Source organism: Streptomyces sp. NPDC013317, assembly GCF_055563155.1.
Genome location: NZ_JBVHDX010000009.1, coordinates 1 through 23,048, shown reverse-complemented (window position 1 = coordinate 23,048; position 23,048 = coordinate 1). Strand labels below are relative to the sequence as shown.

The following is a 23,048-nucleotide window of genomic DNA, read 5'->3' as shown; positions in this document are numbered from 1 at the left end:
GACGGGCTCAGGCCGTGGGTACGGCGTCCTGGGCGGGCGCGGGCAGTTCGCGGGTGCGGGCGAGCGGCGAGGGCAGCAGCCACAGCACGGCGAACAGGCCTCCGACGGTGGCGATCCAGAGGGTCGGACGCAGCCCGAGGGCCGTGCCGAGCACACCGGCGGCGAGCGCTCCGATCGGGCGGAAGCCGTGGTTGAGGGTGCGGAAGGCGCCCATCACCCGGGCCCGGATGCTCTCGGGTATCAGCGCCATCTGCCACGACGCCGCGGCGATGTCGACGATCATGACGGCGACGCAGGAGAGGAACTCCGCCGTGAACAGCAGCGCGACGACGAGAGCGGTGGGGCCCTGGGCGAGGGGTATGAGCAGCAGCGGCGCGGTGAAGCCGACGAAGCCGAACACGATCGAGGGGCCGATCCCGATGCGGCGTACGACCGCCCCGCTGCACGCGGCGCCGATCAGCCCTCCCACCGCTCCCGCGCCGAGCACGGCGCCGAGAACGCCGGCGCTGAGGCCCAGTTCGACGGTGGCGTAGAGCACGAACAGCGTGTGGAACATGTAGTTGAAGAACTGGATCGTTCCCGAGGCCGCGAACAGCGCCCGCATGGACGGCTCCCGGACGAGCCAGCGCAGGCCCTCGGTGAAGTGGCCCTTGCCGCCGGGTGCCGGCGGGGGCTCCACAGGTCTGATCCGGGCCAGGTAGACCGCCGAGACGAGATAGGTGACGGCGTCGGCGACCAGGGCGATGGGCGCCGTCAGCATCTGCACGAGGACACCGCCCGCGCTGGGACCCGCCAGCCAGGCCATCGAACGACTGCCGTTGACCAGTGAGTTGGCCTGGACATAGCGGTCGGCCGGGACCAGCGCCACGAACAGCGAGGCGTTGCAGGCCTCGAAGAGCACGGCGAGCGCGCCGACCCCGAAGGCCACGAAGTAGAGCTGCCCGAGGGTGAGGGCGTCGAGCAGATAGGCGACGGGAAGGGTCAGCAGCAGCGCGGCCCGTGCGAGGTCGGCCGCGATCATGGCGCGCCGCCGCTGCGCCTGCCGGTCGGCCCAGGCCCCGAAGGGCAGGTTGAGCAGCAGCGCGGGCAGCAGTTCCGCGGTCTTGAGCCAGCTCATCTCCGCGGCGTCGGCGCCGAGGACGAGGACGGCCGCGAGCGGAATCGCGATGAGGGAGATCTGGTCGCCGACGAGCGAGACGGTCTGGCCGGTCCAGTACCGCCGGAAGGTCCGCTCCCGCAGCAGCGCGGGTATGCGTTCCGTCAGCCTCATCCCTCACTCCTCATCGTCGTCGTGGAGGAGTTCGGGGATCTCCTCGGGAATCTCTCGGTCCAGATACGCGATCCGCAGCACGCTGACCGGCCTGGCCCCTTCGGGGCGCAGTGACGCGTCGCCCGCGCGGTCCTCGTACGGCTGCAGCAGCTCGTCGACCCGCCGGCTGAAGGTGGCCAGCTCGTCCGGCGTGAGGTGGAGCAGGGAGTCACCGAACATCTCGACCTCCCGCCACTCCCTGGGCAGCCGGTGCCGGTCCTCCATGGCCCGGAGGACCCTCTCGAAGTACCGCTCGGCGATCGCGACGCTCAGGGCGTCCGCCGCCTCCGCGACGGAGGCGTCCTCGCTGTCGCCCGGCCAGTCGGTGTACCGGGCGGTCGCGCGCCAGGGCTTCTCCCTCCCCCGGCCGCCCGGCGCCTCCTCCACCAGCCCGTACTTGGCGAGTATCCGCAGGTGGTACGAGCAGCTGGCCACCGACTCCCCGGTCAGCTCGGCCGCCCGGGTCGCGGTGAAGGGACCGCTCCGGCGCAGCAGACCGACCAGGGTCATCCGCGTGGGGTGGGCGTAGGCCCGCAGGGCGCGGGCGTCCGTGAGGCTGACGCTGCGCGGCTGCTCGTCGCCGGGCGGCGAGGCCGCCGTCTCATGCTCCGACATGATGTAAAGCTATCTTTAGAAAGACTCCTTTACAAGTATTTCTTTACAAGCCTCCTCACAGGCGTCGCCGCGCGCTCGGCACGGCCAGCAGCCCCGCTCCTGCCCCCGTCACCGCGATCGCGCCGTCCCGGTCCGTCCGCAGCACCTCGGCTCCCGCCGCCCGCAACGCCTCGACCGTCCGGGGCGAGGGGTGGCCGTACGGGTTGTCCCGGCCGGCCGACACCAGCGCCAGCCGCGGCCTGACCGCCCGTATCAGCCCGGGATCCTGATGGGCGGAGCCGTGATGGGCGACCTTGAGCACGTCCACCGGCCCGATCCCCGGGTACGCCCGCAACAGTCCTCGCTGGGAGGGCGGTTCGAGGTCTCCCAGGAGCAGCAGCCGCAGTCCGCGCCCGGTCCTGACGAGCAGCGTCACGCTGGCGTCGTTCGGTCCCGACTCCTCCGCCCCCACCCCGTCGGCCCGCGCCCACGGCCACAGCACCTGCCACTCCAGCGGGCCCAGGCGTCTTCGCTCCCCGGTCCCCGCCCGGACGACGGGCACGCCCGCCTCCGCGGCCGTGCGGCGCACGAACGCCGCCTGCCCTGGGGGCTCTTCGAGCACGGTCGTCTGGATGGCCCCGACCGCGCGCCCGCGCAGCACCCCGGGCAGCCCCGCGACATGGTCCGCGTGAAAGTGCGTCAGCACCACCAGCGGGACCGTGCTGACCCCGAGATCGTGCAGACACCGGTCCACCAGGACCGGATCGGGCCCCGCGTCCACGACCACCGCCGCACCACCACCGGCGGCCAGCACCGTCGCGTCGCCCTGCCCCACCTCGCACATCGCGAACGACCAGTCCGGCGGCGGCCAGCCGCTGACCAGCCGGGATAGCGGCGGCGGCCTCACCACCGCGAGGAACAGCAGGACGACACAGCCCGCTGCGATCCTCCGCCGGAAGGGCAGCCTCCAGGCCCCGAACACCACCAGGCCGAAGACACCCGCCAGCAGCAGCGCACCCCACCATCCGCCGGGCCACTCCGTCTCCGCCCCGGGCAGGGAGGCACCGGCCCGGGCCACGCGGGCGACCCACCCGGCGGGCCAGGCCGCGACCCTCGCCACCAGCTCCGCCGCCGGCGGCGAGACCGGGGCCAGCGCGAGCGTCGCGAAGCCCAGCACCGTGGCCGGCGCCACGGCCAACTCGGCGAGCACGTTGCAGGGGATCGCGACCAGGCTCACCCGGGCGGCGAAGACCACCACCACCGGCGCGCACAGCGCCTGGGCGGCCAGGGCCGCCGCCAGCGCCTCGGCGATCCTCCCCGGCACCCCGCGCCGCCGCAGCGCATCGCTCCAGCGCGGCGCGACGGTCAGCAGCGCACCGGTGGCCAGGACCGAGAGCAGGAATCCGTAAGTCCGCGCGAGCCACGGGTCGTAGAGCACCAGGACGAGCACCGCAGCGGCCAGCGCGGGAACGAGCGACCTGCGGCGGCCCGTGCCGATGGCGAGCAGAGCGACCGCGCCGCAGGCCGCCGCCCGCAACACGCTCGGATCCGGTCGGCACACGACGACGAAGGCGAGCGTCAGCCCTCCCCCGACAACGGCGGTGGACCGCAGCGAGAGCCCGAGCCGAGGCGCGAGCCCGCCGCGTTCCGCCCGCATCGCCGTACCCGGCCGTCCGATGAGCAGGAGCAGCACGATCGTGAGGTTGGAGCCGGACAACTTACGCTAGACACATGTGTCGTGGGACGCTGGCCGCATGCCGATCCAGCCTGAGGTACTCCACCTGCTCCACGAGGGCCCATTCCCCACCCTCCTGTACGGCCGCGCAAGCCGAGACCCCAAGCGCAAGGGCCGCAGCATCGCGTCCCAAATCGCCGTCCTCCAAGACCTCTGCGACAAACACGGCTGGCCCGTCGTCGGCATTTTCGACAAGGACGCAAACCGCTCCGCGAGCCGACACCGCACGCGCGAGCGCGAAGACTTCGAAGCCCTCATCGAAGCCATCGAATCGGGTCAAGCCCGAATCGTCGCCGCATTCGAAGCCTCGCGCTACTACCGCGATATCGAGGTCTACATCCGAATTCGGAACGCCTGCGCCAGGAATGGCGTCCTCTTCTGCTACAACGGCGCCGTCTACGACCTGAGCAAGCGCGAAGACCGGCGCGCCACCGCCCTCGACGCTCTCCAGGCCGAGGACGAGGCCGAGGGCATCCAGGTCCGGAACATGCGGACCCATGACCAGATCGCCGCCGCAGGAAGCCCCGTGGGGCGCATCCTGGAGGGGTATGCGCGCCGGTACGACCCGGCCACCGGCGAGCTCATCGAGGAGTACGAACACCCGCTGCAAGGCCCTCAGGTGCGGGAAATCTTCGTCCGGTTCGACGCTGGCGAGGGCATGCACGCGATCCTCCGCGACTTCCAGGCGCGCGGACTGACGAACCAGTACGGCAAGCCGTACAGCCTGTGGCACTTCACGCACATCCTCAGGAACCGGGCCTACACGGGCCGCCGGATGCGGCACGGGCAGGACATCGGCAAAGCCCAGTGGCCGGCGCTGGTCGACGAGGTGCTGTTCAACCGGGTGCAGGCGCTCCGCAAGGAGCGGGATCAGCGCAAGGACCGGGACAACACGGCAAAGTGGCTCCTGACGGGAATTGCGACCTGCGGGCCGTGCGCTGAGGCTGGCGGGAAGGACGCCGAGCCGGTGGGGCTTCATGTGCGGCCGAACCGTGGCCTGAAGAGCTACACGTGCATTTCGTGCTTCGGCGTGACGATGGAATCCCGGAAGTTCGAGGCCTACGTCGAGACGGGGCTCTTGCGGTGGCTCGCGTCCCCGGCGGCGGCGTCAGTGTTCCAGTCGGATTCTGCGGTGATCGAAAAGGCGGAAGCCGCGCGGCAGTTGCGTGAGGGGCTGCAACGGCAGCTGGCCGAGGCGCGGGAGGCGGCGGCCACGCTGGACGAGCAGGGGCGGCCGAAGCTGAGCGTGATGACGCTGGCGGACCTGGAGTCGCGGCTGATTCCACAGATCGAGCGGGCTCAGCAGACCTCCCAGGAGGCCGGGGTGCCGCCGTCGCTGCGAGGCTTGTTGGGGGCGGCGGACATCGACGAGCGCTGGGAGCGCATGGCCCTGTCGCAGCGTCGGAACGTGCTGCGGGCCGTGGTCAACGTGCAGTTGAACCGGGCCGCGTTCCGCGGGCTCCGGGCGATCGAGCCGGGTCGGATCACGATGACGTATGTGGGGCAGCGCGGGTTCAGGGGATGACGTCGCGCCCCCGGCTGCGGGCCCGCTCCTGGTCCGCGGGCTGGGCGGGGAACGGCACGATGACGCGCTCGCGTACCTGCGCCTGCTCCTCGAACGCGCCGGCCTTGTAGAGCTGGACCGTGGTTTCCATGGTCCGGCTGATGAGTTCGGAGCGCTTCTCCTCGAACTCGGCGTGCAGTGCTGCGCGCTCGACTTTCAGAGTCTGGTCAAGGCGGCGGGCGCCGTCGAGGAGCGCGCGGCGGGTCCGGTCCTGCTCGGCGGCGGTGGCGAGCAGGCCGGCGGAGTACTTCGCCGCTTCCTCGTCGTGGTGCTGCTTGGACCTGAGGAGAGCGGCGCGTTCGGCGCTGGTGCTGGAGACCCATCGATAGATGAGGCGCATGCAGCCGAGCATCTGTGCGCTGATGCAGAGGACGACGCCGACGAGTGTTTCGGGTGTCGCGTTGTGCGCGAGTCCGAGTACTACGAGGGCGAGTCCGACGGCGAGGACGGCGCTTGCTGCGGTGTAGGTGCGGTGGCGCATGTGGTGCAAGGCGGTACTCCCCGTTCACTGCTCGGCGGCAACACCCCCACTGCCGCGCTCGTGGTTGCGTTCTTCGGGGGTCGCGGTGGGGCGCTGCCTCCGGAGTCGTTCGATGGTGGCGAAGAACATCTCTCGGTCGACTGCATCGGTGATGCCGAGTGCGTCGGCTGCCGTTTCTGGGGTGATGTCTGAGCCTACCTGTGACGGTGTGGTTTCTGTCAGTGCTCGTTCCGAAATAATCCCGGCTTCAACCAGCAGGGTTTGTACGGGCATCTCGATGGCGTTGGCGAGGGGTTCGAAGAACTTGGGGTCCGGGATGCTCTGGCCGAGGAGCATGCGGGAAACGCTGCTCTCGGTCATCCCGGTGTCGCGGGCGAGTCTGCTCTTGGAGCCGTGCCCGGTGTAGCCGGCGCGGCTGGCCGCGGGTCCAACGATGTCGGCGAACCGTTGGGCGCGCGTGGGGGGAGTATCCATGCCCAGCACTTTAGCTCCCTAGGTAGGGAGTATCCATACCCTCCCTTGCGGGCAAGGGTGTGTGACAAGCCACACCGCATGCGCCGTCCGGCATATGCATGCAATCGAACTCACGCTCGATTCTAACCAAAACCCTCCCTCCCTCGCAAGTTCCCTTGCGCGGGAGGGAGATTCGCCCTAGAGTCTCCCTCGTAAGCAAGAAACCCCGAGCTACCTGCAAGGGAGGGGTGACCACGTGTATCGACTGGACATCGGCGCGCTGCTCAAAGCGGCCGCCGCCAAGGGCGACAAGACCGGATACGCCATCGCGATCCGGACCGGAATCGCCCAGTCCTCCATCTACCGCCTCCTCCGAGGCGAAGCACAGCCTGACCTGATTTCGGCTCTCCGGCTCGGAGAGACCTACGACATTCGTGTCGAGGACCTCATGCAGCGCGAGGAGACCCGCGCAAAGGCCGTCGCATGACCCGCGCAGAACGGCTCGCCATCCTCGGCGACGCCGTGACCGCCCGTATCGAGGCCGAGGCCGACGAGGCCATCGCCAAGAACCCGCCGGCGCCCGAGCTGCTGGACCGGCTGCGGCCGATCCTCTCCCGGCCCGCGATGCCCGCGAAGGCCGCCTGACCACATGAAAACGGGGCCACCCCGGACCCTGCACGGTCCGAACGCAGCCCCTCGGCACCTCACCCACAGAGAAATGAGGACACCGTGAGCACCAACCCTAACCCGCAACGGAGCGCCGCCACAGCGCTCGCCGAACTCCTCACGGAGAACCCGGCTCTCCCTGCTATCGACTGGACACTCAACGACTCCGGGTTCCTGAACGGAGTGATCGTCAACGAGACCGTCGACATGCGGTCCGTGGTCGGCCGCTACGCCGCGGTCCTCGGGGGCCGTTCCTCGGAATTCTGGTACTCCAGCTCCGACGGCAGGTCGATGTTCTCTTCGACGCTGTTCGTCACCTGGCGGGACGTTCGCGTGGTCGTGAAGGGCGTCTGCCTCGCTGCGGCTGTGGCACCTCCGGCGGTGGCGGCATGACGCACTCGCCCACGCCGACGGAGCTGTTGGCGCTGAAGACCGCGAACGCTGCGTTGCTGGAGAGCGCCGACTCGTTCTGCGACATGGTCGCGACGGTGGTGTTCGCGCTGGGTTCGGCGCAGCTGCTTCAGTCGCCGGAGTCGGCCGCCGAGCTGGAGCGTCTGCGGGAAGCGAACGGACGGCAGGCTCAGGACGACCCGCACGCCTGCGGTACGTGCAAGTCCCTCGTCCAGGACGGGCAGCCGGTTGAGCACGAGCAGTGTGCCGCCCGCGCGGTTCTGCTCCTTCCGCCCGACCAACCGATGTACGAGGACCTGGTCGACCTGAGCGACGAGGAGCGCATCGCCTTCCCGGCCCGCTTCCACACGCCGGTCTTCGATGGCCTCGGGCAGCCGAACGCGTGGCTGTGCCGGGTGTGCTGGGGCGACGGCTGGGTGTCGCAGTGGCCGTGCGGCCCGGCGCAGAAGCACGGCGCCCTGGTGTTCACGTCCGAGGTGGCGGCGGAGGACATCGCCGCCGAGCTGGCCAAGCTGCGGGCCCGGGTGGCTGAGCTGGAGACCGAGCGCGCTGAGCTGATCCAGCAGCGGGACCGGATCGCCATGAACACCATGCGCGCCATCACGTCGCCGGCGGGTTCCCGCGAGGACGTGTACCGGTCGCCGCTCCACAGCGACTACCTCGTGCCTCACGACATGCCGGAGACGACCTCATGAGCGGCGTGGGCTGGTTGATCGCCCTCTGCCTCGCCGTCCTCTCCTTCTGGCTCCTCGAACTGCTCCTCGGAGGCACCGATGCCCGCTGACCTCACCCCCATCGACGGCCCCACCCCGTTCCACATCGCGCCCATCCCCGGCGGCGCCCGCCTGGAAATGGACGGCCTCCGCCGCCAGATCGTCGACGACGTCCTCACCGCGCTCCTCGACCCGGCCGACACCGCCCTCTGGGACCGCCTCCACGAGCTTGCCGACGCGACGCCGGAGAGCGTCGCCCTCGACCGGGAGCGGGGACGGCTGCCGTACGAGGAGTTGGTCGACGCGCTGGCCGAGCGGTCGTCGTACCGGGTGCCGCTGTACGGGCGTGACCGGCTGCTGGAGGTGGCGCGGGTGCTGCGGGTCCTGGCGATCCGCGTCCCGGGCCAGCAGGACCGGAGGGCGTCGTGACCGACACCGCGCTGGCTGGGGCTTCGGCCCCGGCCGCCGGCCTCATCACCGAGCCCGGCGTCTACGACATCACCGCCGAGGAGTACCACGCCGACCCCATCCCGGGCGGCTCGCTCTCCTCCAGCGGCGCCCGGCTCCTCCTCCCCCCGTCCTGCCCCGCCCTGTTCCGGCACGCCCAGGACAACCCCCAGGCCCCGAAGCAGACCTTCGACGTCGGCACCGCCGCCCACAAGCTCGTCCTCGGCGAAGGACCCGACCTCGTCCGCATCGACGCCACCGAGTGGCGGGCGAAAGCGGTCAAGGACGAGGTGGCCGCAGTCCGCGCCGTCGGCGGGGTCCCGCTGAAGCCGGACGACTACCAGATGGTCCACGACATGGCCGACGCCCTGCGCCGCCACCCCGTGGCTTCCCGCCTGTTCGACCCGGCCCGCGGCCGCCCCGAGCAGACCCTCGTCTGGCGTGACGGCCCTACTGGCGTCATGCGGCGGGCCCGTCTCGACTGGCTGCCTGACACCCGCGCAGGGCGGTTGATCATCCCCGACTACAAAACCTGCCGGTCCGCCGAACCGAAGGCCCTGGCCCGCTCCGTCGAGGAGTTCGGCTACCACCAGCAAGACGACTGGTACCGCTCCGGCGCGAAGGCCCTCGGTCTGGCCGACGAGACGGCCGCGTTCGTCTTCGTATGCCAGGAGAAGACCGCCCCGTACCTGGTGACCGTCGTCGAAATGGACGCCGTCGCCCGCCGCATCGGCGCCGCCCGCAACCGCCGGGCCCTGGAGACCTACGCCGAGTGCGCCAGCACCGGTCACTGGCCCGGCTACAGCGACGAAATCGCCTACCTCTCCCTGCCCCCGTGGGCCGAAATCCGCGACACCGAGGAGTACCTGTGAACCAGCCCATCGAGCGTATGACGCCGGCCGCCGCTCCGGCGCGGGTCGGGCAGGGCACCGCCGTTGAGCAGTCCCGCGCGGTCGCCGAGGTCCAGGCCGCGATCGTCGTGGCGCAGCAGTGCCCGCGGAACATCAACGCCGCGATCGAAGAGATGCGGCAGTCGTGCAGGCAGCCGTTCCTCGCCGAGCGGGCGTTCTTCCGGTACTCCCGCGGCGGCGGGAACATCACCGGTCCGTCCGTGCACCTCGCCCGGGAGCTCGCCCGCTGCTGGGGCAACATCCAGTACGGCCTGGTCGAGATGCGCCGCGACGACGAGTTCGGGCAGTCCGAGATGCAGGCGTTCGCCTGGGACGTGGAGAAGAACTCCCGCAACTCCTCAACCTTCATCGTCCCGCACAAGCGGGACCAGAAGGGCGGCCCGAAGCAGCTCACCGACATGCGGGACATCTACGAGAACAACGCCAACAACGGCGCCCGCCGCGTCCGTGAGGCCATCTTCGCGATCCTCCCGCCGTGGTTCGTCGAGGAGGCCAAGCAGCTCTGCTCGAAAACCCTCCAGGACGGCGGAGGGAAGCCGCTCCCCCAGCGCATCGCCGACGCGATCCGCGCGTTCGAAGGCATCGGCGTCACCCAGGACCGCATCGAGACCAAGTTCGGCCGCCCGTCGGGGAAGTGGACGGAGCACGACGTCGCGCAGCTGCTCGTGGCGTTCCAGTCGATCCAGCGCGGCGAGGTGTCCGTCGACGAGGAGTTCCCGCCGCAGCGGGTGACCGTCGAGGAGATCGCGCAGCAGGCCGCCACGCCCGCGGCGAGCGGTTCGACGGAGTGGCCGGCGGCCGCGCAGCCCGGATCGGGGGCCCGCGCATGAGCTGGCACCTCGGCCGCATGTGTGGCTTCGACCTGGAGACCACCGGTGTCGACGTCGACACGGACCGCATCGTCACCGCCTGCGTCGTCCAGTGCGGCAGCGGACAGCCCACGGTCTCCGCGAACTGGCTCGCCGACCCCGGGATCGAGATCCCCGACGAGGCCGCCAAGGTCCACGGCATCACCACCGACGTCGCCCGCGCAAAGGGCCGCCCCGCGCCGGAGGTCGTCGCCGAGCTTCTCGCCGCCCTTGGCCAGGTCATCGCCAGCGGCGTCCCCGTGGTGGCAATGAACGCCCGCTTCGACCTCACGATGCTCGACCGCGAGGCCGCCCGCTACGGACTCGCCCCGCTGCCCACCGGGCCCGTGGTCGACCCGTTCGTCATCGACAAGCAGATCGACCGCGACCGCAAGGGTAAGCGGCGCCTGACCGACCTGTGCGCGCACTACGAGGTCCCGATCGGCGAGGCCCACACCGCCGACGCCGACGCCATCGCCGCGTGCCGCGTCGCCTGGCGGCAGGGCGCCCGCACACCGCGCCTGGCCGCCATGTCCCTCACCGAGCTCCACACCGCGCAGGTCGGATGGGCGGCCGAGCAGGCCGCCTCGCTCCAGGAATACCTGCGCAAGAGCGACCCGGCCGCCTACTGCCCGCCCGAGTGGCCCCTCATCCCGCACCACCAGAACGGAGCCGTCCTGTGACGCTCATCGAGACCCCCGCGGCCGGGCTGACCACCCGCCCGGCCGCGGGTATCCACCGCCCCCTCGTGATCGGCCTCGACCTCTCCCTCACCTCCACCGGCATCGCGGGCGAGGGCTGGACCGACCACATCCGCACCAAGACCCGCGGCGACTACCGGCTGAACTACCTCGCCGGCACCATCGGCGACTTCATTAAGCAGGCCGACCTCGTTGTCATGGAAGGCCCCAGCTACGGCCACGCCGCGCTGGCCGGGCACGAGGACATGGCCGGGCTCCGCTGCCTCGTTCGGGTGTGGTGCTGGCGCCGCCAGGTCCCCTACGCGGTTATCGCGCCGTCGTCGCTGAAGCTGTACGCCACCGGCTACGGCAAGGCCGCGAAGGGCGAGATCCGTTCGGCGGTCGCAGACCGGTACGGCGTGCACACCGAGGGCGCCGCACGGTACGACGAGGCCGACGCCTACGTCGCGATGGCGGCCGGCATGGACTGGCTCGGCTACCGCCTGGCCGAGGTCCCCGAGCGGTCCGCCGCGGCGCTGGCGAAGGTGCAGTGGCCCGAGCAGGTCCCGGCGGTGGCCCGATGAGCAGCGCCTACGGCCTGGACCTGCCCCGCACCCCCGACTGGCGTCACCAGGCCGACTGCCGCCGGTCCACCCGCCGACCCGACTGGTGGTTCCCCAAGGGCATCACCACCAACTCGGATCGCGAGCAGGCCGCCGACGCCAAGGCCGTCTGCCGCGAGTGCCCCGTCGCCATGCAGTGCGCCCGCATGGCCCTCGAACAGCGCCTCGACGACGGCATCTTCGGCGGCCTCGACGCCGACCAGCGCCGCAGCCTCAACCGGCGCGCCGCCCGGGACCAGTACACCGACGCGGAACTCGCCGAGGACATTCGGGCCGTGTGGGCCAAGGACGCCCGCGACCCCATCGTCGATGCCTACCTCGCCCGCACCGAGCCCGGCGACGACGGCCACGTCTGGTGGCGCGGCAAGAAGTCCTCGTACACCATCGTCGGCCGCGTCCTCACCCCCGGACAGATCGCGTTCGAGGTCGGCTACGGCCGACGCCCGGAAGGCCCGGTCCGCACGTCGTGCGGCCAGCCGTACTGCATGGCGGCGGAGCACCTGTCCGACAGCCGAATGCGCTGGCAGCGCGACCACATGGCCACAGCGGCATGACCGTCCAGCGGGTCACCAGCGCGCTGTTCATCGACTGCGGCGAAGGCCGCGAGATCCGCCACGGCGACCGCGCCGGACAGATCCGCTGGACCCGCCAACCCCGCGCCCGCTTCGAATGCGCCGCCTGCAACTACCAGTCCGAAATCGTCACCGGCCCCGACGCCGTCAAGGCGTTCGTCGCCCACATCCGCACCACCCACCAGGCCACCTGCCCGGCGGCCGCCACCGGAAGGACAGCAGCATGAGCGCCACCCCGATCCGTATCGACGCCGACGTCAAGGTCGACTCGAAGGTTCTCACCGACGTCGCCGAGGCCCTGGAGCCCTTCGCCGACCAGATGTTCAAGCAGCGCGCCGGCCGGTGGATGGCCGTCGTCGAGCTGTCTCACACCGAGCGCACCGAGCCCGGCCCCGAGGAGGACAAGAACCCCTCCGTGAAGGTCCGCATCACGCAGATCGAAGTCGCCGCCGACGCGGTCACCGACGGCCGTCTCCGCGGCATGCAGCGGGAGATGTACCAGCGGCGCACCGACGCCGGAACCCTCGACGAGATCGACGCGGCCTGATGAGCCGGCCGCGCGGGACGGGCGCCGCCGACTCCCGGTGCCCGTCCTGCGCGGCCCCCGTCCTCACCCAGTGGGTCGGCCAGACCGCGGCCCTGAAAGCCACCGTCGACCTGACGCCGCTCACGCCCGAGCAGCAGACCGCCGCACGTGAACCCAACCGGCTGATCTGGTGCCGCTTCCAGGCCGGACCGCACTCCCCGCCCCGCCTCCGCTGGGCGACACCGCCCCACCCGCCCGACTGCGGCCACCCACATCTCGCCGAACACCGCTGCCCACCCGCCGAGCCCACCACCCTGTTCTAGGAGAGCCCGTGGAGAACGTCCGCCACATGAACCCGCGCGAGGCGGATCCGCTCGGCCCCGAACACCTCGACGCCGAGCGGTACATCCTCGGCGACTGCATGAGCAACGCCCGCCACATCGACCGCCTCCACGCGGCCGGCTTCCAGCGGAGCGACTTCTCCCAGCCGTCCCACGAGCTCATCTGGGACGTCCTCGTCGACCTGTACAAGGCAGGCGAGCCCACCGCCCCGGCCGCCGTCCTCCTCGCCCTGGAGAAGCGCAAGGACACCCAGCGCGCCGGAGGCTACGGCTACGTCACCGGCCTGTCCCAGTACATCAGCGGCGACCCGCTGTACTACGCCGACCAGGTCCACGCCCGCGCCGCCCTGCGCGACGAGGCCGACCTCGGCCGCCGCATCGTCCAGGCCGCCACCGCCCCCGACGCCGAACCCGGCGTGTCCGTCACCTTCATCGACGAGTACCTCAAGCGGCAGAAGGAACGCGCCGCCGGCCGCTCCGGCGACCCGGCAGACGCGCTCCTCGCCGAACTCCTCGACGCCTCCAGCCTCGACAACATGCCCACGCTGGAACCCCTCGTCGGCGACCTCCTCCACCGCGACACCCTCGCCCGGATCATCGGCCCGTCCGGGCACATGAAGTCCTTCGTCGTCATCGACATCGCCGCCCACGTCGGCACCGGCACCGACTGGCACGGCCACCACGTCAAGCAGGGCACCGTCGTCTACCTCGTCGCCGAAGGCGCCCGCGGCATCCGCAAGCGCGTCCGCGCATGGGAGAAGCACCACGGCCTGAAGATGGACAACGTCCTCTTCCTCCCCCGGCCCGTTCAGGCCCGCGGGCCCGAGTGGGACACCCTCATCGAGGCCATGCGCCGCCTCCAGCCCGCGATGATCGTCATCGACACCCAGGCCCGCGTGTCCGTCGGCGTCGAGGAGAACTCCAACACCGAACTCGGCATCGTCGTCGAGCGCATGGACGACCTTCGCCGCGCCACCGAAGCCTGCGTCCTCGTCATCCACCACACCGGCCACATCGGCGAACACGGCCGAGGAGCATCCGCCGCCAAGGGCGCCCTCCAGTCCGAGATGCACGTCTCGAAGAAGGGCGACAACGCCTCCAACATCATCGTCACGATGAAGGTCGGCAAGCAGAAGGACGACGAGGAAGGCGCCGACCTCCAGTTCGGACTGAAGGTCATCACCCTCGACGGCGAGCACAAGCCCGACGGCCGGCCCGTCACCTCCGTCGTCCTCCACAGCCTCGACACCGCGTCCCGCGGCCCGGCGCTCGGCACCCCCGAGTGGCTGGTCACGGTCCTCGACAAGGCCGACATCCCACTCTCCTGGGGCAGCCCCCGCGTCATCAAGTGGTGCGCCGACGCGGGTGTCCAGATGCGGAAGTCGAAGATCGAAGAGGCCGTCCGTTTCCGCAAGACACGGAACACGTTCGACGACCCCCGGAATGCCCGAATTGACCTCCCCCCGGACCTCCCCCGCGATCTTGAAACGGAAACTCCCCCCATTTCCGGGGGGACCCCGGGGGAGTTCGAGCAAAACCCCAGGTCAAACATCCCCCCACAAACGGGGGGAGCCCCGGGGGATGGCCCAACAAAACCTCCCTCCCCCCGCTCCCCCTCTAGGGAGGGGGGAGGTGCGGGGAGCGAGGGAGAAGAAAACCCCTCCAACACCCCCCGCTGCACCGTCTGCAACGACCCCCTCCACGGCTACCGCCTTGAACGCGGATACGACACCTGCCTCAAGCACGACGCCGCCTGACCCAGGAGACCCACATGCCCCTGTTCCTGCTCGGCCTCGCCCTCGGAGCCATCTCCGGAGGCACCACCTACGGCCTCACCGACGACACCCAACTCGCCGCCATCGTCGCCGCCATCGCCGCAGTCCTCACCTGGCTCGGCCTCGCCACCCTCCTCATCGCCGACGACTGACCGCCTGACCGCTGATCCGGTTCCACCACCACACACACAGGAGGCGGAGAGACCCGTGCGCCTACTGCTCTGCTCCATCACCGACTGCCAACGACCGCACGTTGCCCGCACCTGGTGCGACGCCCACTACCGCCGCTGGCGCAAGCACGGCCACCCCCTCGCCGGACGCCACCACACCACCGGATGCCGCGTCCCCGAATGCAACCGGCCGCACAACGCCAAGGGCTGGTGCTCCATGCACTACGCCCGGGTTCGCGCCCACGGCGACCCCCACTGGAACGGACGCGCTGACGCCGACGAGATCGTCGTACTCCGAGCCGTGCAAGGTGACCGCTCCCACGGCCGAATGACCCAGGCCGAACGGGAGGACGCTGTCCGCATACTGCATCGGCAAGGCCTCTCCGACCGGCAGATCGCCGAGCGCCTCGATGTCGGTGACACCGGCGTGTGGACCATCCGCAAGCGGCTGAAGTTGCCCGCGAACCAGGCGCCCATCGGTGACTTCACGGGGAGGGTGGCGTGAGCGTCTGCACCTGCCTCCGCTGCCGCACTGCTGCTGAGACCCCCGACGATGCCCCGGTCGTGCACGCCCCGGTCATCCTGCCCGAGCAGCCGCGCTCGTTCCGCGTCCACCGCAACGACCGCACCCAGGACTGCACCCTCCACCCCGACGGCCGACTCAGCATGACCGCTGCCGGCCAGGAGTGGGTGTCTGCCCTGTCGTTCGACGAGATGCGTGAACGGAACTGGGCCGACGCGCACATCGAGTGGGATCCGGCGCCACTCGAAGCCGTTCAACCCGAGCCGCCTGTGGCAGAGCAGTCGGTGCAGGCCGCGCTCGACCTCGCCTCGTAGCCGTCTGCCGGCCCGCCCCACCCGAACCCGAAGGAGCACCACATGACGTACATCGCACCCCACTTCATGACCGACGCCGCACCCGAGGCCATTGAGCGTGCCATCGCCGAGGCCGAAGCCACCCGTGACCGGTACGACCGCAAGGCGTCCGTTCTCCGCGGCCTGCTCGCCACCCGCCACGACCAGATCGCCGCCGGTACCTGGCCGCCTGCCAAGCCGTCCGCCTGAGCACGCGACCGCCCGCCCCGAGGTGAATTCGGGGCGGGCGTCACCCCGACCCTACCCAGCCAGGAGAGACCATGACCGACCAGACCACCTTCGAGTACCGCGACGAGACCGCCGCCCGCCTCAGCGTCGCCGCCGTCCAGGCCAGCACCCACCACGGCACCGTGCCCGTGGTCGCCCTCCTCACCGAACACCCCGACGGCGACGACGTGCCCGTCGTGTACGTCCCGCTGGACCGCGTGGAGGAGGTGATCGCCGGGATCAGGGACGCCGCCCGCCAGGCCGCCGGACAACCCGCCGCCGAGACGCCGTCCAACTGTGGACTGCCTCACCCCGACTACTCCGAGACGCTGTGCACTCGATCCCCCGGCCACGGCGGACGGCACGGTGGAGCGTTCATCATGTACGGGAAGTCGGTTGGCGGCGCATCGTGGGTCAAGTCCACCCCCGCCGTCGGGGGGCAGGACGCCACACCGCCGGCCGAAGCCGAAGCGCAGCCGCCGATCACCGCTCAGGCCGAGGTGCGGCGCTGGATTCCGGAGCCCACCGAGGCCGACCGCCAGTTCCTCCGCTTCGCCCTCGACCTCGCCTCCGACCGCATGGCCTGCCAGCCCGACGACTTCGACGACGAGGACGAAGCCGCGCAGGAGCGCCTCTACCGCCTCGCCAACGGGCGCACCCCGTGAGCGGCTGGGCATGGGCCGCCCTCGCCTGCGCACCGTTCGCCATCACCGGCCTGATCGCCCGCATCGGCTACGTCCTCAAGAAGCCCCGCCAAGGCCCCCGATGATCGCCGTCCTCGCGTTCGTCGCCCTCACCGTCACCCTCGCCGGCCTCCCCTGCGGCCACTGGCAACACCACCCCAGGAGCACCCGATGACCCAGCCCACCAGCATCAACGTCGAGCCCAACAGCGGACCCACGCTGCTCTACATCGGCAGCAGCGACGTGAACGGCGTCTTCCGCGTCGAGAACGTCGACCGCGGGTCCGTCGAGGACCCCCGCGAGCGCGCCCTCTGCCGGGCCCTCCTCCACCACGCCCTCGCGCTCCTCGACGCGAGCGAGCCGACCCGCACGACGGGGAGCACCCGATGACCGACCCCACGCCCGCCGAGCAGCTGCTCAACCTCGCCGACAGGGCAGAACGCCACGGCGGCCTCACCGCCGAGGAAGCCGGGCGGCTCCGCGAAGGCCTCGCACACCACTGCGCCCGCGCCGAGCAGGCGGAGAAGAAAGCAGCGCAGCACTGGGCCCGCATCCTCAAGCAGAGCCGCCTCCAGCAAGAACTGAAGCGCGACAACTTCGAACTCCGCATGGATCTCATCTCGCTCCTCAACGGACGTCTCGGAGAGATCGGCCCTGGCGACATCCAGCCTGGCGCGATCCGCCTCGCCGCCCTCGACGAGCAGCAGGAGCAGCAGACATGAACGTCACCCCGCCCACCGACGAACAGCGCGAGGCGCTCGCCCGCTCAACCGCCCAGTTCGCCGCCACCGTCCAGCAGATGGCCGTCGCGCTGCTCCCCGCCGTGCAGGCCGCAGCCGAGAACTTCCGCGCCCTGTACGAGGCGCTCCAGGCCGCTGGGCTGATCGACGAGGACGGGAACGTCGTCCGCGAGCCGACCACCTGACCGAAACAGCGATGGGGCGTGCCACAGACCTCCCCAGGCCAGCACGCCCCACACGGTGCGATCACCGTACCGCCCGCACGCACACCACGGAGCGCACCATGACCGCCACCACCCTCCGCACCATCGCCCAACTCTGGCCCGCACTCGACGACGCCCTCGCCACACCCACACAGCACTCCTGGCCCCCCGTCGAACTCCGCGGCTACCTGGCCGCCCTGGAGCAGTACGACATCGTCGAGGCCGCCGCCCTTCGCGCCCTGGAGCGCTCCCCCGAACAGCTCGGCACCCGGCCCGTCCCCATCAACCTCGCCGTGCACGACACCATGCACGCCGTGGAGGCCGCGCTCCACGAGACCGCCACCCAGATCGCCTCCGCGAACCAGCACGACGTGCGCACCTCCCACCCGCACCGCTGGCAGTTCACCGGACGGCCCCCGGGCGCGGCCTGGACGGCCCTGTGGCTGTCCGCGCGGGCGGACGGAATGTTCTGGCCCGGGCGTGCTCTCACGGAGGCGCAGCAGCGGCACCTGGGGCACGTTGCCACCGGAGCGCTCGCACGGATTGAGCAGGCTCTCGACCTCGCCAGCCGTAGCCACGAGCTGGCCGCGGAGCACCCGTGCCAGTGCGGCGGCCGGATCACTCTGATGGGCGGCGCCGGCGACCAGCCCGTGGCGTACTGCGGGCAGTGCGGCGCCCATTGGTCCGAAAACGGAGTCATCGCGGCCTGAACCCGGGCACACTGGGGCGCCTCATCAGGGAGGGAACCATGCGCCACCGTCACATCCTGGCCTGCACCGCGCTGCTACTCGCCGTCGGCACCGCCTGCTCCGGGCTGTCTTACGACGAGTCCGTACGCGAGTGCCGGAAAGTCCTGGTCGAGCGGCCCGAGGGCGAGACGGGCAAGCCGAAGGAGTGCGAGCCGCTGAAGGACGAGGACTACACGACCGTCGTGGGCTCAGCCGCCATGGAGCGCCTCGGCTGGACCGACGAAAACGGCCGTTTCGACAGGAACAAGATGCTGGAGGACGCGGCCAACGACGACTAGGAGCTGCCGTCCGGCGGTTCGGAGGACCAGTGCTCCGGGCCGCCGCCACGCCACTCGATCGGCGGCCACTCGTCCGCGTCAAGCCACCCCGCGCGGCGCAGGAACTCGATGATGTCCGTGAGCGACGTCGCACGGCCGAGGATCTCCCCGTCGACACGCACCCGCCGGCTCCCATCCTCGTCGGGCGGGTAGACGATCACACGCGGCTGCTCCTCGCTCATCCCCCCACCGTGCGCCCGGACAGGCCCGGACGCATCCGGACAGCACAAAGCCCCCGCCGGATTCGCCCGGACGGGGACCCTTGCGCTTGCGACTATTCAGCTGGCGCTGCCTTCGGTCGTGACGACCACTTGGCCGCGCCCCGCTCGATGTCCTGCACCGTGCCGAGAGACACCCCCAGCTCGGCCGCGATCTTCCGGTAGGGCATGGGCGGCTCCTGCGCCCGCAGTTCCAGCACCACCTGACGCCGGTACTCCGTGAACCGCTTGTTCCGCTCGGCCTGATCCTTGAGAAGGCGCCCGATCACGCGCGCCCGCTCCAGCGGGTCCGGCATCGCTTCGACGCCATCGAGAGCCTCGAACACGCGCTGCGCCTCCTCTTCGATCGGTTCCTCGGCCATTCCGTCCCCTTCTCGGACGAGCCGCTTGCGCCGAGTGTATGGGCGCCCATACATTGGCGACAAGCAGTCCACGCTGCTGATGCGAAAGCGCCCCCGGTCGGTGTGTCAGAGCCCGGCCGGGGGCGTGTCCAGCCCCGACGAACCCGGAGCCAGACATGCCCGAGCGTACCCACCCGCCCCAGCAGGACGAAGCCCTCCGACGCGTCCACGCTGGCTGCCCCATCCGCACCGCACTCCGCGCCATGGCGCACGGCCTCAAGACCGTGCGCCCCGTCGCCGAGTTCACCCCGGCCGACCGCCTCACCCTCGCCCGCGAGCACGCCGGCGGCGACCACACCCGCGAGCACGCCCTGCTCATGCGCATGCCGCACGTCACCTGGGCCGTCAGCCGCGGCGAATACAGCCTGATCCTCGACCGCGCCTCCTGGGGTGCCTGATGCGCACCCCCAAGCTCCGCCAGCCCCCGATTCTGTACGGCGCCTACACCCTCGCCGCCCTCTCCCTCGTCTGGTCCGGCTACGCCATCACCGACCTCATGAACTCCGGACGCTTCGGCCTCTCCGTCGCCCTCGCCGGCGACATCGGATGGCTCTCCGTCATGTGGGCCGAGCACAAGCGCCGCGGCGGCACACCCGTCACCGTCGCCGGATGGGCCATTGCCGTCGGTGTCGGCGTCCTCCTCGCCCTCCACGGCATCGACGAGCGCAGCTGGGCGCAGGCCATCGCAGGCCCGTTCGTCGTCCTCGTCGGGAAGACCGTCGGCACCATCGCACTCCTCGTCCTCCGCGACCCGGCGGCGCTCACCGCCGAGCAGGAGGACGAGATCAACGACGTCATCCGCCAGAGCGAGTACAAGGCCCGGCTCCACCACGCGCAGCTCGACCAGCTCGACCGCGAGGCCGACGCCGAGATCGCCCGCATCCACACCGAGGCCCGCATCACGCTCGCCCGCGACGAAGCCGACTTCCAGATCGGCCTCCAGCGGCTGGAGAAGCGAGCAGCGATCGAGCGGAACAGCCGGATCGCGATCGCCCCGATCGCGCCCGAGCAACCCCCGATCACGCTCACGAGCACCCCCGAGCAGCCGACCGCCTCGGGACGCCCCGAACCGGGCCCGACCAGCCCGATCACGGATCGCGAGCATCCGAGCATCGCCGATCTCGCCCGCGAGCAGGTAGCGATCACGCCCGACAACGCGATCGCCACCCGAGCGGTCCTCGCTCTCCGTCCCGACGCCCACGAGCCGTCCGTAGCCGCCGCCGTCCGCAAGGCCCGGCGCACCATGACCGGGGGGCACAACTGATGATCTGGGCAACCCGCGGCGCGATCGTCGTCGGCCTCGCAGTCCTCGCCTGGTACCTCATCAAGTTCTGGTGGCCCGGCACCAAGGCACTCCAGACGCGCCCCGTCGAACACCTCGGCCGCCTACTCCCCTTCCTCGCAGGATGGGCCTACGGCGCCCTCGGCATCCTCGCCGTCGGCGGCCTCATCGGCTGGGCCTTCGACACCGCCCTCTGGGCCACCAACTGGCTCGGCGACGTCGCCCTCGTCTGGGGCGTCGGCGGCACCGCCGGCGTCTCCTCCCGCGGCAACTACCTGCCACTCACCGACGACGGGGCAGGCCTGGTCCTCATCCTCACCGTGGCGTTCGTCGCCGCGGTCAAGGCCACCCGCGCGGGCACGGACCTCAAGCTCGGCTCGTGGTGCGGCCTATCCCTTGGCACGTCCAGCGGCATCGCAGGGTTCGCCGCTGTCCCGCTCGCGCAGGCCACCAACTCTGCTGGCCAGCTCGTGTTCGGGTGGGTCGGATGACCGTCGAGGCGCAGGCCGTTGAGGCGGAGGAGCAGCCGAGCAAGCTGGCCGGGGGCTGCGTGCTCACCATCGGAGCGGCCGTCGGCGGAGGTGCCGTCTACGCCTTCCCTGAGCTGGGCTACACCGTGGCCGGGGCGCTCGCCCTGGCTGGGGTGCAGCGGGCCCGCACGTGGGCGGCCGGGCGCCGCCGGGCGGACGTTGACGAGGTGGGCGAGGAGCAGCCGGTCGACATCGTGGCCATGCTCCAGGAACTCGGCCAGGACGGCGGGAACGTCCTCCTTACCCGCCTTCGCGAGGCCGCAGGGGTGGCCGACACGAAGGCTGTCCGCGCCCTCCTCGACGAGGCCGGCATCCCCGTCCGCGCGGGCGTGCGCACCCCGGGCGGGAACGGGCCAGGCGTCCACCAGGACGACATCCCCCGCGAGAGCGGCACCCCTTCCGACGGTTGTTTGTGCAGGTCAGGCGCCAACGCCAACGCCAACAACACGCCCGAGCAGGACTGCGAGAAGGGGTTCCGTGTAGAGGCCATCGGCCAGGGCGGGGCGCTCGTCCACGACCCCGCCGACGCCCACCGACACCACGCGATCACCAAGTAGGAGGCCCTCGTGGGCAAGTTCAAGACCACCATGTCCATCGGCGAACTCCGCGACCGGAACGAGGCCAGCAAGGCCGCCGCGAAGGCGCAGACACCTCCCCCGCCGCCTCCGAAGAAGGGATGATGGAGACCATGAAAGCTGCGTTCCGCTGGCTGTACGCGAACTTCGAGATGGCCGCCTACGCGTTCGGGGCCGCGATGGCGCTCACCCTCGCGGCTGCCGCAGCCATCACGTTGGGAAGGTAGTCAGCATGAGCCATCGCCCGTACCCGTCCGTCGAGCGCGCGACACGACAACTCGCCCGCCACACCCAGCACCCAGAACTTCCGCCGTGGCGTCGGCAGCTCGCCGAGCAGGCAGCGCTCGCCCTGAAGGCTGCGGAGGAAGCAATGCGACCGTTCGTCGAGTCGCTGGAACAGATGAGCCGCTCCCCCCGCTACGGCGGTACCGGTCGGCTGTAGTCGGCACCCTGACTGCCCCGCCACGTTCCCCCGTCGTGGCGGGGCTCTTTCGTGTCCCGATCCGGCAGATCCCCCTCCATATCCCCCGCACGCACGGTACGTTCACGCCACCTCCACACCAGGACCACCAGCGAGGGGACCGCCGTGAACAACCAGCCGCCGCCCGGCCAGCAGCCCTACCCGCCCCAACACCCCGGCCAGACCCCCGCCTGGGGACACCCACAGCAGCCCGGACAGCCCTACGGCCCCTACGGACCCCCGCCCCCGAAGAAGGGCATGAACCCGTGGGCCATCGTCGGCATCACTGTTGGCGGCCTGTTCGCGTTCCTGATCATCGTCGGTCTCCTCGTCGGCGACCCTGAGACCGCCAGCGACGACAAGGCTGGCGGCAAGACGACGCCCACCGCCGAGGCGCCCGCTGCGCAGCCGAGCAAGGCCGCCCCGGCAAGGAAGACTCAGGCCCCTGCCGAAGAGCCGGCGGAAGAGGCGCCAGTGACGGTGTCCGCGAAGAAGGCCAAGTTCACGCCGAGCGTCCTGCACGACGGCGGGGACTACACGAGCGTCTCCGTGACGCTCACCAACAACAGCGACAAGCAGATCAGCACCAACCCGCTGTACTTCACGATCACCGACACCGAGGGCGTGAAGCATCACGCCGAGCTCGCGGCCGACGACAATCAGATGGACCTGATGAAGCTCGCGAAGGGCGAGAAGGCCACCGGCATCATCACGGGGAAGGGAAAGTTCACCCCGGCCTACGTGACGTACTCCGAGGGCCTGTTCGGCGAAGGCGTGCGTGGCGACGTGTCCTGACCGGTTCTGCACCTAGTTGCAAAACCAGGGGCCGTGCCCCATCATGGGGGCGTCTCCGGGGTGCCCGGAAACAGCAGACGCAGGCCCCACCCAACGGTGGGGCATCTCAATAACCGGTGTCAAGCGGTAGGGGCATCGGCGTGGAGTGGGTGAAGGTGCGTTTGTCGCGCAGCATGGCCCACAGAACATCGAC

At 70.7% G+C, this 23,048-nt stretch carries 37 protein-coding genes and 1 pseudogene; 31 read left to right on the top strand and 7 right to left on the bottom strand.

Going from position 1 to position 23,048, the window contains the following annotated elements:
• Positions 1 to 7: 7 nt before the first annotated feature.
• The 3 genes and pseudogenes from ACZ3IJ_RS22815 to ACZ3IJ_RS22805 all read right to left on the bottom strand — a co-directional run.
• Positions 8 to 1,270, bottom strand: coding sequence for an MFS transporter (locus ACZ3IJ_RS22815; protein ID WP_467470913.1), 1,263 nt, complete (start codon positions 1,268 to 1,270; stop codon positions 8 to 10).
• A gap of 3 nt (positions 1,271 to 1,273) precedes the next feature.
• Entirely contained in the window at positions 1,274 to 1,924 is a 651-nt protein-coding gene (locus ACZ3IJ_RS22810; RefSeq protein WP_467470911.1) for a winged helix-turn-helix domain-containing protein, read from the bottom strand.
• Between the two features lie 55 nt (positions 1,925 to 1,979).
• A pseudogene (locus ACZ3IJ_RS22805) lies at positions 1,980 to 3,620 on the bottom strand (ComEC/Rec2 family competence protein); the annotation flags it as partial.
• 37 nt (positions 3,621 to 3,657) lie between these two features.
• On the opposite strand from ACZ3IJ_RS22805, the gene ACZ3IJ_RS22800 reads away from it, so the two are divergent.
• On the top strand, positions 3,658 to 5,163 hold the full coding sequence (locus tag ACZ3IJ_RS22800; protein WP_467470909.1) for a recombinase family protein: 1,506 nt from the start codon (positions 3,658 to 3,660) through the stop codon (positions 5,161 to 5,163).
• Here the strand turns inward: ACZ3IJ_RS22800 and ACZ3IJ_RS22795 are convergent.
• The gene (locus ACZ3IJ_RS22795; protein WP_467470907.1) at positions 5,153 to 5,692 is read right to left on the bottom strand and encodes a hypothetical protein; all 540 of its coding nucleotides are present in this window, start codon (positions 5,690 to 5,692) and stop codon (positions 5,153 to 5,155) included. The two genes, ACZ3IJ_RS22800 and ACZ3IJ_RS22795, sit on opposite strands and share 11 nt — an antisense overlap.
• A gap of 15 nt (positions 5,693 to 5,707) precedes the next feature.
• Positions 5,708 to 6,157, bottom strand: coding sequence for a helix-turn-helix domain-containing protein (locus ACZ3IJ_RS22790; RefSeq protein ID WP_467470905.1), 450 nt, complete (start codon positions 6,155 to 6,157; stop codon positions 5,708 to 5,710).
• Positions 6,158 to 6,392: 235 nt separating this feature from the next.
• Here ACZ3IJ_RS22790 and ACZ3IJ_RS22785 point away from each other — a divergent pair, with 235 nt between their 5' ends.
• From ACZ3IJ_RS22785 to ACZ3IJ_RS22670, 24 genes are all read left to right on the top strand, one after another.
• Positions 6,393 to 6,623: a helix-turn-helix domain-containing protein gene (locus ACZ3IJ_RS22785; RefSeq protein ID WP_467470903.1), complete on the top strand. Its 231-nt coding sequence runs from the start codon at positions 6,393 to 6,395 to the stop codon at positions 6,621 to 6,623.
• Complete coding sequence (locus ACZ3IJ_RS22780) at positions 6,620 to 6,781, top strand: hypothetical protein (protein ID WP_467470901.1); 162 nt, start codon at positions 6,620 to 6,622, stop codon at positions 6,779 to 6,781. Before ACZ3IJ_RS22785 ends, ACZ3IJ_RS22780 begins: the two co-directional genes overlap by 4 nt.
• A gap of 84 nt (positions 6,782 to 6,865) precedes the next feature.
• Positions 6,866 to 7,195 carry a hypothetical protein gene (locus ACZ3IJ_RS22775; protein WP_467470899.1) on the top strand — a complete coding sequence of 110 codons (330 nt, stop codon included), beginning with the start codon at positions 6,866 to 6,868 and terminating at the stop codon, positions 7,193 to 7,195.
• A complete protein-coding gene (locus ACZ3IJ_RS22770; RefSeq protein ID WP_467470897.1) occupies positions 7,192 to 7,908 on the top strand; it encodes a hypothetical protein in 717 nt (238 codons plus the stop codon). The genes ACZ3IJ_RS22775 and ACZ3IJ_RS22770 overlap by 4 nt, the downstream gene beginning before the upstream one ends.
• A gap of 78 nt (positions 7,909 to 7,986) precedes the next feature.
• Positions 7,987 to 8,355 carry a hypothetical protein gene (locus ACZ3IJ_RS22765; protein WP_467470895.1) on the top strand — a complete coding sequence of 123 codons (369 nt, stop codon included), beginning with the start codon at positions 7,987 to 7,989 and terminating at the stop codon, positions 8,353 to 8,355.
• Positions 8,352 to 9,245 carry a PD-(D/E)XK nuclease-like domain-containing protein gene (locus ACZ3IJ_RS22760; RefSeq protein ID WP_467470893.1) on the top strand — a complete coding sequence of 298 codons (894 nt, stop codon included), beginning with the start codon at positions 8,352 to 8,354 and terminating at the stop codon, positions 9,243 to 9,245. Before ACZ3IJ_RS22765 ends, ACZ3IJ_RS22760 begins: the two co-directional genes overlap by 4 nt.
• Positions 9,242 to 10,114, top strand: a complete 873-nt coding sequence (locus tag ACZ3IJ_RS22755; protein WP_467470891.1) for a hypothetical protein — start codon at positions 9,242 to 9,244, stop codon at positions 10,112 to 10,114. The genes ACZ3IJ_RS22760 and ACZ3IJ_RS22755 overlap by 4 nt, the downstream gene beginning before the upstream one ends.
• Positions 10,111 to 10,815, top strand: coding sequence for an exonuclease domain-containing protein (locus ACZ3IJ_RS22750; protein WP_467470889.1), 705 nt, complete (start codon positions 10,111 to 10,113; stop codon positions 10,813 to 10,815). Before ACZ3IJ_RS22755 ends, ACZ3IJ_RS22750 begins: the two co-directional genes overlap by 4 nt.
• Positions 10,812 to 11,396, top strand: a complete 585-nt coding sequence (locus ACZ3IJ_RS22745) for a hypothetical protein (RefSeq protein ID WP_467470887.1) — start codon at positions 10,812 to 10,814, stop codon at positions 11,394 to 11,396. Before ACZ3IJ_RS22750 ends, ACZ3IJ_RS22745 begins: the two co-directional genes overlap by 4 nt.
• Positions 11,393 to 11,989, top strand: coding sequence for a WhiB family transcriptional regulator (locus ACZ3IJ_RS22740; RefSeq protein WP_467470885.1), 597 nt, complete (start codon positions 11,393 to 11,395; stop codon positions 11,987 to 11,989). Before ACZ3IJ_RS22745 ends, ACZ3IJ_RS22740 begins: the two co-directional genes overlap by 4 nt.
• Positions 11,986 to 12,234, top strand: a complete 249-nt coding sequence (locus ACZ3IJ_RS22735; protein WP_467470883.1) for a hypothetical protein — start codon at positions 11,986 to 11,988, stop codon at positions 12,232 to 12,234. Before ACZ3IJ_RS22740 ends, ACZ3IJ_RS22735 begins: the two co-directional genes overlap by 4 nt.
• The gene (locus ACZ3IJ_RS22730; RefSeq protein ID WP_467470881.1) at positions 12,231 to 12,554 is read left to right on the top strand and encodes a hypothetical protein; all 324 of its coding nucleotides are present in this window, start codon (positions 12,231 to 12,233) and stop codon (positions 12,552 to 12,554) included. The genes ACZ3IJ_RS22735 and ACZ3IJ_RS22730 overlap by 4 nt, the downstream gene beginning before the upstream one ends.
• Complete coding sequence (locus ACZ3IJ_RS22725; protein ID WP_467470879.1) at positions 12,554 to 12,856, top strand: hypothetical protein; 303 nt, start codon at positions 12,554 to 12,556, stop codon at positions 12,854 to 12,856. The genes ACZ3IJ_RS22730 and ACZ3IJ_RS22725 overlap by 1 nt, the downstream gene beginning before the upstream one ends.
• A gap of 8 nt (positions 12,857 to 12,864) precedes the next feature.
• A complete protein-coding gene (locus ACZ3IJ_RS22720; RefSeq protein WP_467470877.1) occupies positions 12,865 to 14,631 on the top strand; it encodes an AAA family ATPase in 1,767 nt (588 codons plus the stop codon).
• 14 nt (positions 14,632 to 14,645) lie between these two features.
• A complete protein-coding gene (locus ACZ3IJ_RS22715; RefSeq protein ID WP_467470875.1) occupies positions 14,646 to 14,801 on the top strand; it encodes a hypothetical protein in 156 nt (51 codons plus the stop codon).
• A gap of 55 nt (positions 14,802 to 14,856) precedes the next feature.
• Positions 14,857 to 15,324, top strand: a complete 468-nt coding sequence (locus tag ACZ3IJ_RS22710; protein WP_467470874.1) for a hypothetical protein — start codon at positions 14,857 to 14,859, stop codon at positions 15,322 to 15,324.
• Entirely contained in the window at positions 15,321 to 15,656 is a 336-nt protein-coding gene (locus ACZ3IJ_RS22705) for a hypothetical protein (RefSeq protein WP_467470872.1), read from the top strand. Before ACZ3IJ_RS22710 ends, ACZ3IJ_RS22705 begins: the two co-directional genes overlap by 4 nt.
• Positions 15,657 to 15,698: 42 nt before the next feature.
• Positions 15,699 to 15,884, top strand: a complete 186-nt coding sequence (locus ACZ3IJ_RS22700) for a hypothetical protein (protein WP_467470870.1) — start codon at positions 15,699 to 15,701, stop codon at positions 15,882 to 15,884.
• Between the two features lie 71 nt (positions 15,885 to 15,955).
• Positions 15,956 to 16,567 (top strand): hypothetical protein, encoded by a 612-nt coding sequence (locus ACZ3IJ_RS22695; RefSeq protein WP_467470868.1) that lies wholly within the window; start codon positions 15,956 to 15,958, stop codon positions 16,565 to 16,567.
• Between the two features lie 189 nt (positions 16,568 to 16,756).
• Positions 16,757 to 16,975 (top strand): hypothetical protein, encoded by a 219-nt coding sequence (locus ACZ3IJ_RS22690; protein WP_467470866.1) that lies wholly within the window; start codon positions 16,757 to 16,759, stop codon positions 16,973 to 16,975.
• A complete protein-coding gene (locus tag ACZ3IJ_RS22685; RefSeq protein WP_467470864.1) occupies positions 16,972 to 17,307 on the top strand; it encodes a hypothetical protein in 336 nt (111 codons plus the stop codon). The genes ACZ3IJ_RS22690 and ACZ3IJ_RS22685 overlap by 4 nt, the downstream gene beginning before the upstream one ends.
• Positions 17,304 to 17,510 (top strand): hypothetical protein, encoded by a 207-nt coding sequence (locus ACZ3IJ_RS22680; RefSeq protein ID WP_467470862.1) that lies wholly within the window; start codon positions 17,304 to 17,306, stop codon positions 17,508 to 17,510. The genes ACZ3IJ_RS22685 and ACZ3IJ_RS22680 overlap by 4 nt, the downstream gene beginning before the upstream one ends.
• A gap of 98 nt (positions 17,511 to 17,608) precedes the next feature.
• Positions 17,609 to 18,238 carry a hypothetical protein gene (locus ACZ3IJ_RS22675; protein ID WP_467470860.1) on the top strand — a complete coding sequence of 210 codons (630 nt, stop codon included), beginning with the start codon at positions 17,609 to 17,611 and terminating at the stop codon, positions 18,236 to 18,238.
• A 38-nt stretch (positions 18,239 to 18,276) separates the two neighbouring features.
• Complete coding sequence (locus tag ACZ3IJ_RS22670) at positions 18,277 to 18,555, top strand: hypothetical protein (protein ID WP_467470858.1); 279 nt, start codon at positions 18,277 to 18,279, stop codon at positions 18,553 to 18,555.
• Here ACZ3IJ_RS22670 and ACZ3IJ_RS22665 read toward each other — a convergent pair.
• Both ACZ3IJ_RS22665 and ACZ3IJ_RS22660 read right to left on the bottom strand, forming a co-directional pair.
• Positions 18,552 to 18,776, bottom strand: a complete 225-nt coding sequence (locus tag ACZ3IJ_RS22665) for a hypothetical protein (protein ID WP_467470856.1) — start codon at positions 18,774 to 18,776, stop codon at positions 18,552 to 18,554. The two genes, ACZ3IJ_RS22670 and ACZ3IJ_RS22665, sit on opposite strands and share 4 nt — an antisense overlap.
• A 92-nt stretch (positions 18,777 to 18,868) precedes the next feature.
• On the bottom strand, positions 18,869 to 19,174 hold the full coding sequence (locus ACZ3IJ_RS22660; RefSeq protein WP_467470854.1) for a sigma factor-like helix-turn-helix DNA-binding protein: 306 nt from the start codon (positions 19,172 to 19,174) through the stop codon (positions 18,869 to 18,871).
• A 155-nt stretch (positions 19,175 to 19,329) separates the two neighbouring features.
• Here ACZ3IJ_RS22660 and ACZ3IJ_RS22655 point away from each other — a divergent pair, with 155 nt between their 5' ends.
• The 6 genes from ACZ3IJ_RS22655 (at position 19,330) to ACZ3IJ_RS22630 (ending at position 22,855) form a co-directional block, all read left to right on the top strand.
• Complete coding sequence (locus tag ACZ3IJ_RS22655) at positions 19,330 to 19,611, top strand: hypothetical protein (RefSeq protein WP_467470852.1); 282 nt, start codon at positions 19,330 to 19,332, stop codon at positions 19,609 to 19,611.
• On the top strand, positions 19,611 to 20,477 hold the full coding sequence (locus ACZ3IJ_RS22650) for a hypothetical protein (protein WP_467470850.1): 867 nt from the start codon (positions 19,611 to 19,613) through the stop codon (positions 20,475 to 20,477). The genes ACZ3IJ_RS22655 and ACZ3IJ_RS22650 overlap by 1 nt, the downstream gene beginning before the upstream one ends.
• Entirely contained in the window at positions 20,477 to 20,986 is a 510-nt protein-coding gene (locus ACZ3IJ_RS22645) for a hypothetical protein (RefSeq protein WP_467470848.1), read from the top strand. The genes ACZ3IJ_RS22650 and ACZ3IJ_RS22645 overlap by 1 nt, the downstream gene beginning before the upstream one ends.
• On the top strand, positions 20,983 to 21,582 hold the full coding sequence (locus ACZ3IJ_RS22640) for a hypothetical protein (RefSeq protein WP_467470846.1): 600 nt from the start codon (positions 20,983 to 20,985) through the stop codon (positions 21,580 to 21,582). Before ACZ3IJ_RS22645 ends, ACZ3IJ_RS22640 begins: the two co-directional genes overlap by 4 nt.
• Positions 21,583 to 21,832: 250 nt before the next feature.
• A complete protein-coding gene (locus ACZ3IJ_RS22635; RefSeq protein WP_467470844.1) occupies positions 21,833 to 22,042 on the top strand; it encodes a hypothetical protein in 210 nt (69 codons plus the stop codon).
• A 276-nt stretch (positions 22,043 to 22,318) separates the two neighbouring features.
• The gene (locus ACZ3IJ_RS22630) at positions 22,319 to 22,855 is read left to right on the top strand and encodes a DUF4352 domain-containing protein (protein WP_467470842.1); all 537 of its coding nucleotides are present in this window, start codon (positions 22,319 to 22,321) and stop codon (positions 22,853 to 22,855) included.
• Positions 22,856 to 23,048: the final 193 nt, after the last annotated feature.

What these genes read in the sequence shown, in the direction of transcription:
- ACZ3IJ_RS22815 (WP_467470913.1), bottom strand. Translation starts at nt 1,270, where the DNA reads ATGAGGCTGACGGAACGCATACCCGCGCTGCTGCGGGAGCGGACCTTC.
- ACZ3IJ_RS22810 (WP_467470911.1), bottom strand. Translation starts at nt 1,924, where the DNA reads ATGTCGGAGCATGAGACGGCGGCCTCGCCGCCCGGCGACGAGCAGCCG.
- ACZ3IJ_RS22800 (WP_467470909.1), top strand. Translation starts at nt 3,658, where the DNA reads ATGCCGATCCAGCCTGAGGTACTCCACCTGCTCCACGAGGGCCCATTC.
- ACZ3IJ_RS22790 (WP_467470905.1), bottom strand. Translation starts at nt 6,157, where the DNA reads ATGGATACTCCCCCCACGCGCGCCCAACGGTTCGCCGACATCGTTGGA.
- ACZ3IJ_RS22780 (WP_467470901.1), top strand. Translation starts at nt 6,620, where the DNA reads ATGACCCGCGCAGAACGGCTCGCCATCCTCGGCGACGCCGTGACCGCC.
- ACZ3IJ_RS22770 (WP_467470897.1), top strand. Translation starts at nt 7,192, where the DNA reads ATGACGCACTCGCCCACGCCGACGGAGCTGTTGGCGCTGAAGACCGCG.
- ACZ3IJ_RS22765 (WP_467470895.1), top strand. Translation starts at nt 7,987, where the DNA reads ATGCCCGCTGACCTCACCCCCATCGACGGCCCCACCCCGTTCCACATC.
- ACZ3IJ_RS22750 (WP_467470889.1), top strand. Translation starts at nt 10,111, where the DNA reads ATGAGCTGGCACCTCGGCCGCATGTGTGGCTTCGACCTGGAGACCACC.
- ACZ3IJ_RS22740 (WP_467470885.1), top strand. Translation starts at nt 11,393, where the DNA reads ATGAGCAGCGCCTACGGCCTGGACCTGCCCCGCACCCCCGACTGGCGT.
- ACZ3IJ_RS22735 (WP_467470883.1), top strand. Translation starts at nt 11,986, where the DNA reads ATGACCGTCCAGCGGGTCACCAGCGCGCTGTTCATCGACTGCGGCGAA.
- ACZ3IJ_RS22730 (WP_467470881.1), top strand. Translation starts at nt 12,231, where the DNA reads ATGAGCGCCACCCCGATCCGTATCGACGCCGACGTCAAGGTCGACTCG.
- ACZ3IJ_RS22725 (WP_467470879.1), top strand. Translation starts at nt 12,554, where the DNA reads ATGAGCCGGCCGCGCGGGACGGGCGCCGCCGACTCCCGGTGCCCGTCC.
- ACZ3IJ_RS22715 (WP_467470875.1), top strand. Translation starts at nt 14,646, where the DNA reads ATGCCCCTGTTCCTGCTCGGCCTCGCCCTCGGAGCCATCTCCGGAGGC.
- ACZ3IJ_RS22700 (WP_467470870.1), top strand. Translation starts at nt 15,699, where the DNA reads ATGACGTACATCGCACCCCACTTCATGACCGACGCCGCACCCGAGGCC.
- ACZ3IJ_RS22695 (WP_467470868.1), top strand. Translation starts at nt 15,956, where the DNA reads ATGACCGACCAGACCACCTTCGAGTACCGCGACGAGACCGCCGCCCGC.
- ACZ3IJ_RS22690 (WP_467470866.1), top strand. Translation starts at nt 16,757, where the DNA reads ATGACCCAGCCCACCAGCATCAACGTCGAGCCCAACAGCGGACCCACG.
- ACZ3IJ_RS22685 (WP_467470864.1), top strand. Translation starts at nt 16,972, where the DNA reads ATGACCGACCCCACGCCCGCCGAGCAGCTGCTCAACCTCGCCGACAGG.
- ACZ3IJ_RS22680 (WP_467470862.1), top strand. Translation starts at nt 17,304, where the DNA reads ATGAACGTCACCCCGCCCACCGACGAACAGCGCGAGGCGCTCGCCCGC.
- ACZ3IJ_RS22675 (WP_467470860.1), top strand. Translation starts at nt 17,609, where the DNA reads ATGACCGCCACCACCCTCCGCACCATCGCCCAACTCTGGCCCGCACTC.
- ACZ3IJ_RS22670 (WP_467470858.1), top strand. Translation starts at nt 18,277, where the DNA reads ATGCGCCACCGTCACATCCTGGCCTGCACCGCGCTGCTACTCGCCGTC.
- ACZ3IJ_RS22665 (WP_467470856.1), bottom strand. Translation starts at nt 18,776, where the DNA reads ATGAGCGAGGAGCAGCCGCGTGTGATCGTCTACCCGCCCGACGAGGAT.
- ACZ3IJ_RS22660 (WP_467470854.1), bottom strand. Translation starts at nt 19,174, where the DNA reads ATGGCCGAGGAACCGATCGAAGAGGAGGCGCAGCGCGTGTTCGAGGCT.
- ACZ3IJ_RS22655 (WP_467470852.1), top strand. Translation starts at nt 19,330, where the DNA reads ATGCCCGAGCGTACCCACCCGCCCCAGCAGGACGAAGCCCTCCGACGC.
- ACZ3IJ_RS22650 (WP_467470850.1), top strand. Translation starts at nt 19,611, where the DNA reads ATGCGCACCCCCAAGCTCCGCCAGCCCCCGATTCTGTACGGCGCCTAC.
- ACZ3IJ_RS22645 (WP_467470848.1), top strand. Translation starts at nt 20,477, where the DNA reads ATGATCTGGGCAACCCGCGGCGCGATCGTCGTCGGCCTCGCAGTCCTC.
- ACZ3IJ_RS22640 (WP_467470846.1), top strand. Translation starts at nt 20,983, where the DNA reads ATGACCGTCGAGGCGCAGGCCGTTGAGGCGGAGGAGCAGCCGAGCAAG.
- ACZ3IJ_RS22635 (WP_467470844.1), top strand. Translation starts at nt 21,833, where the DNA reads ATGAGCCATCGCCCGTACCCGTCCGTCGAGCGCGCGACACGACAACTC.
- ACZ3IJ_RS22630 (WP_467470842.1), top strand. Translation starts at nt 22,319, where the DNA reads ATGAACCCGTGGGCCATCGTCGGCATCACTGTTGGCGGCCTGTTCGCG.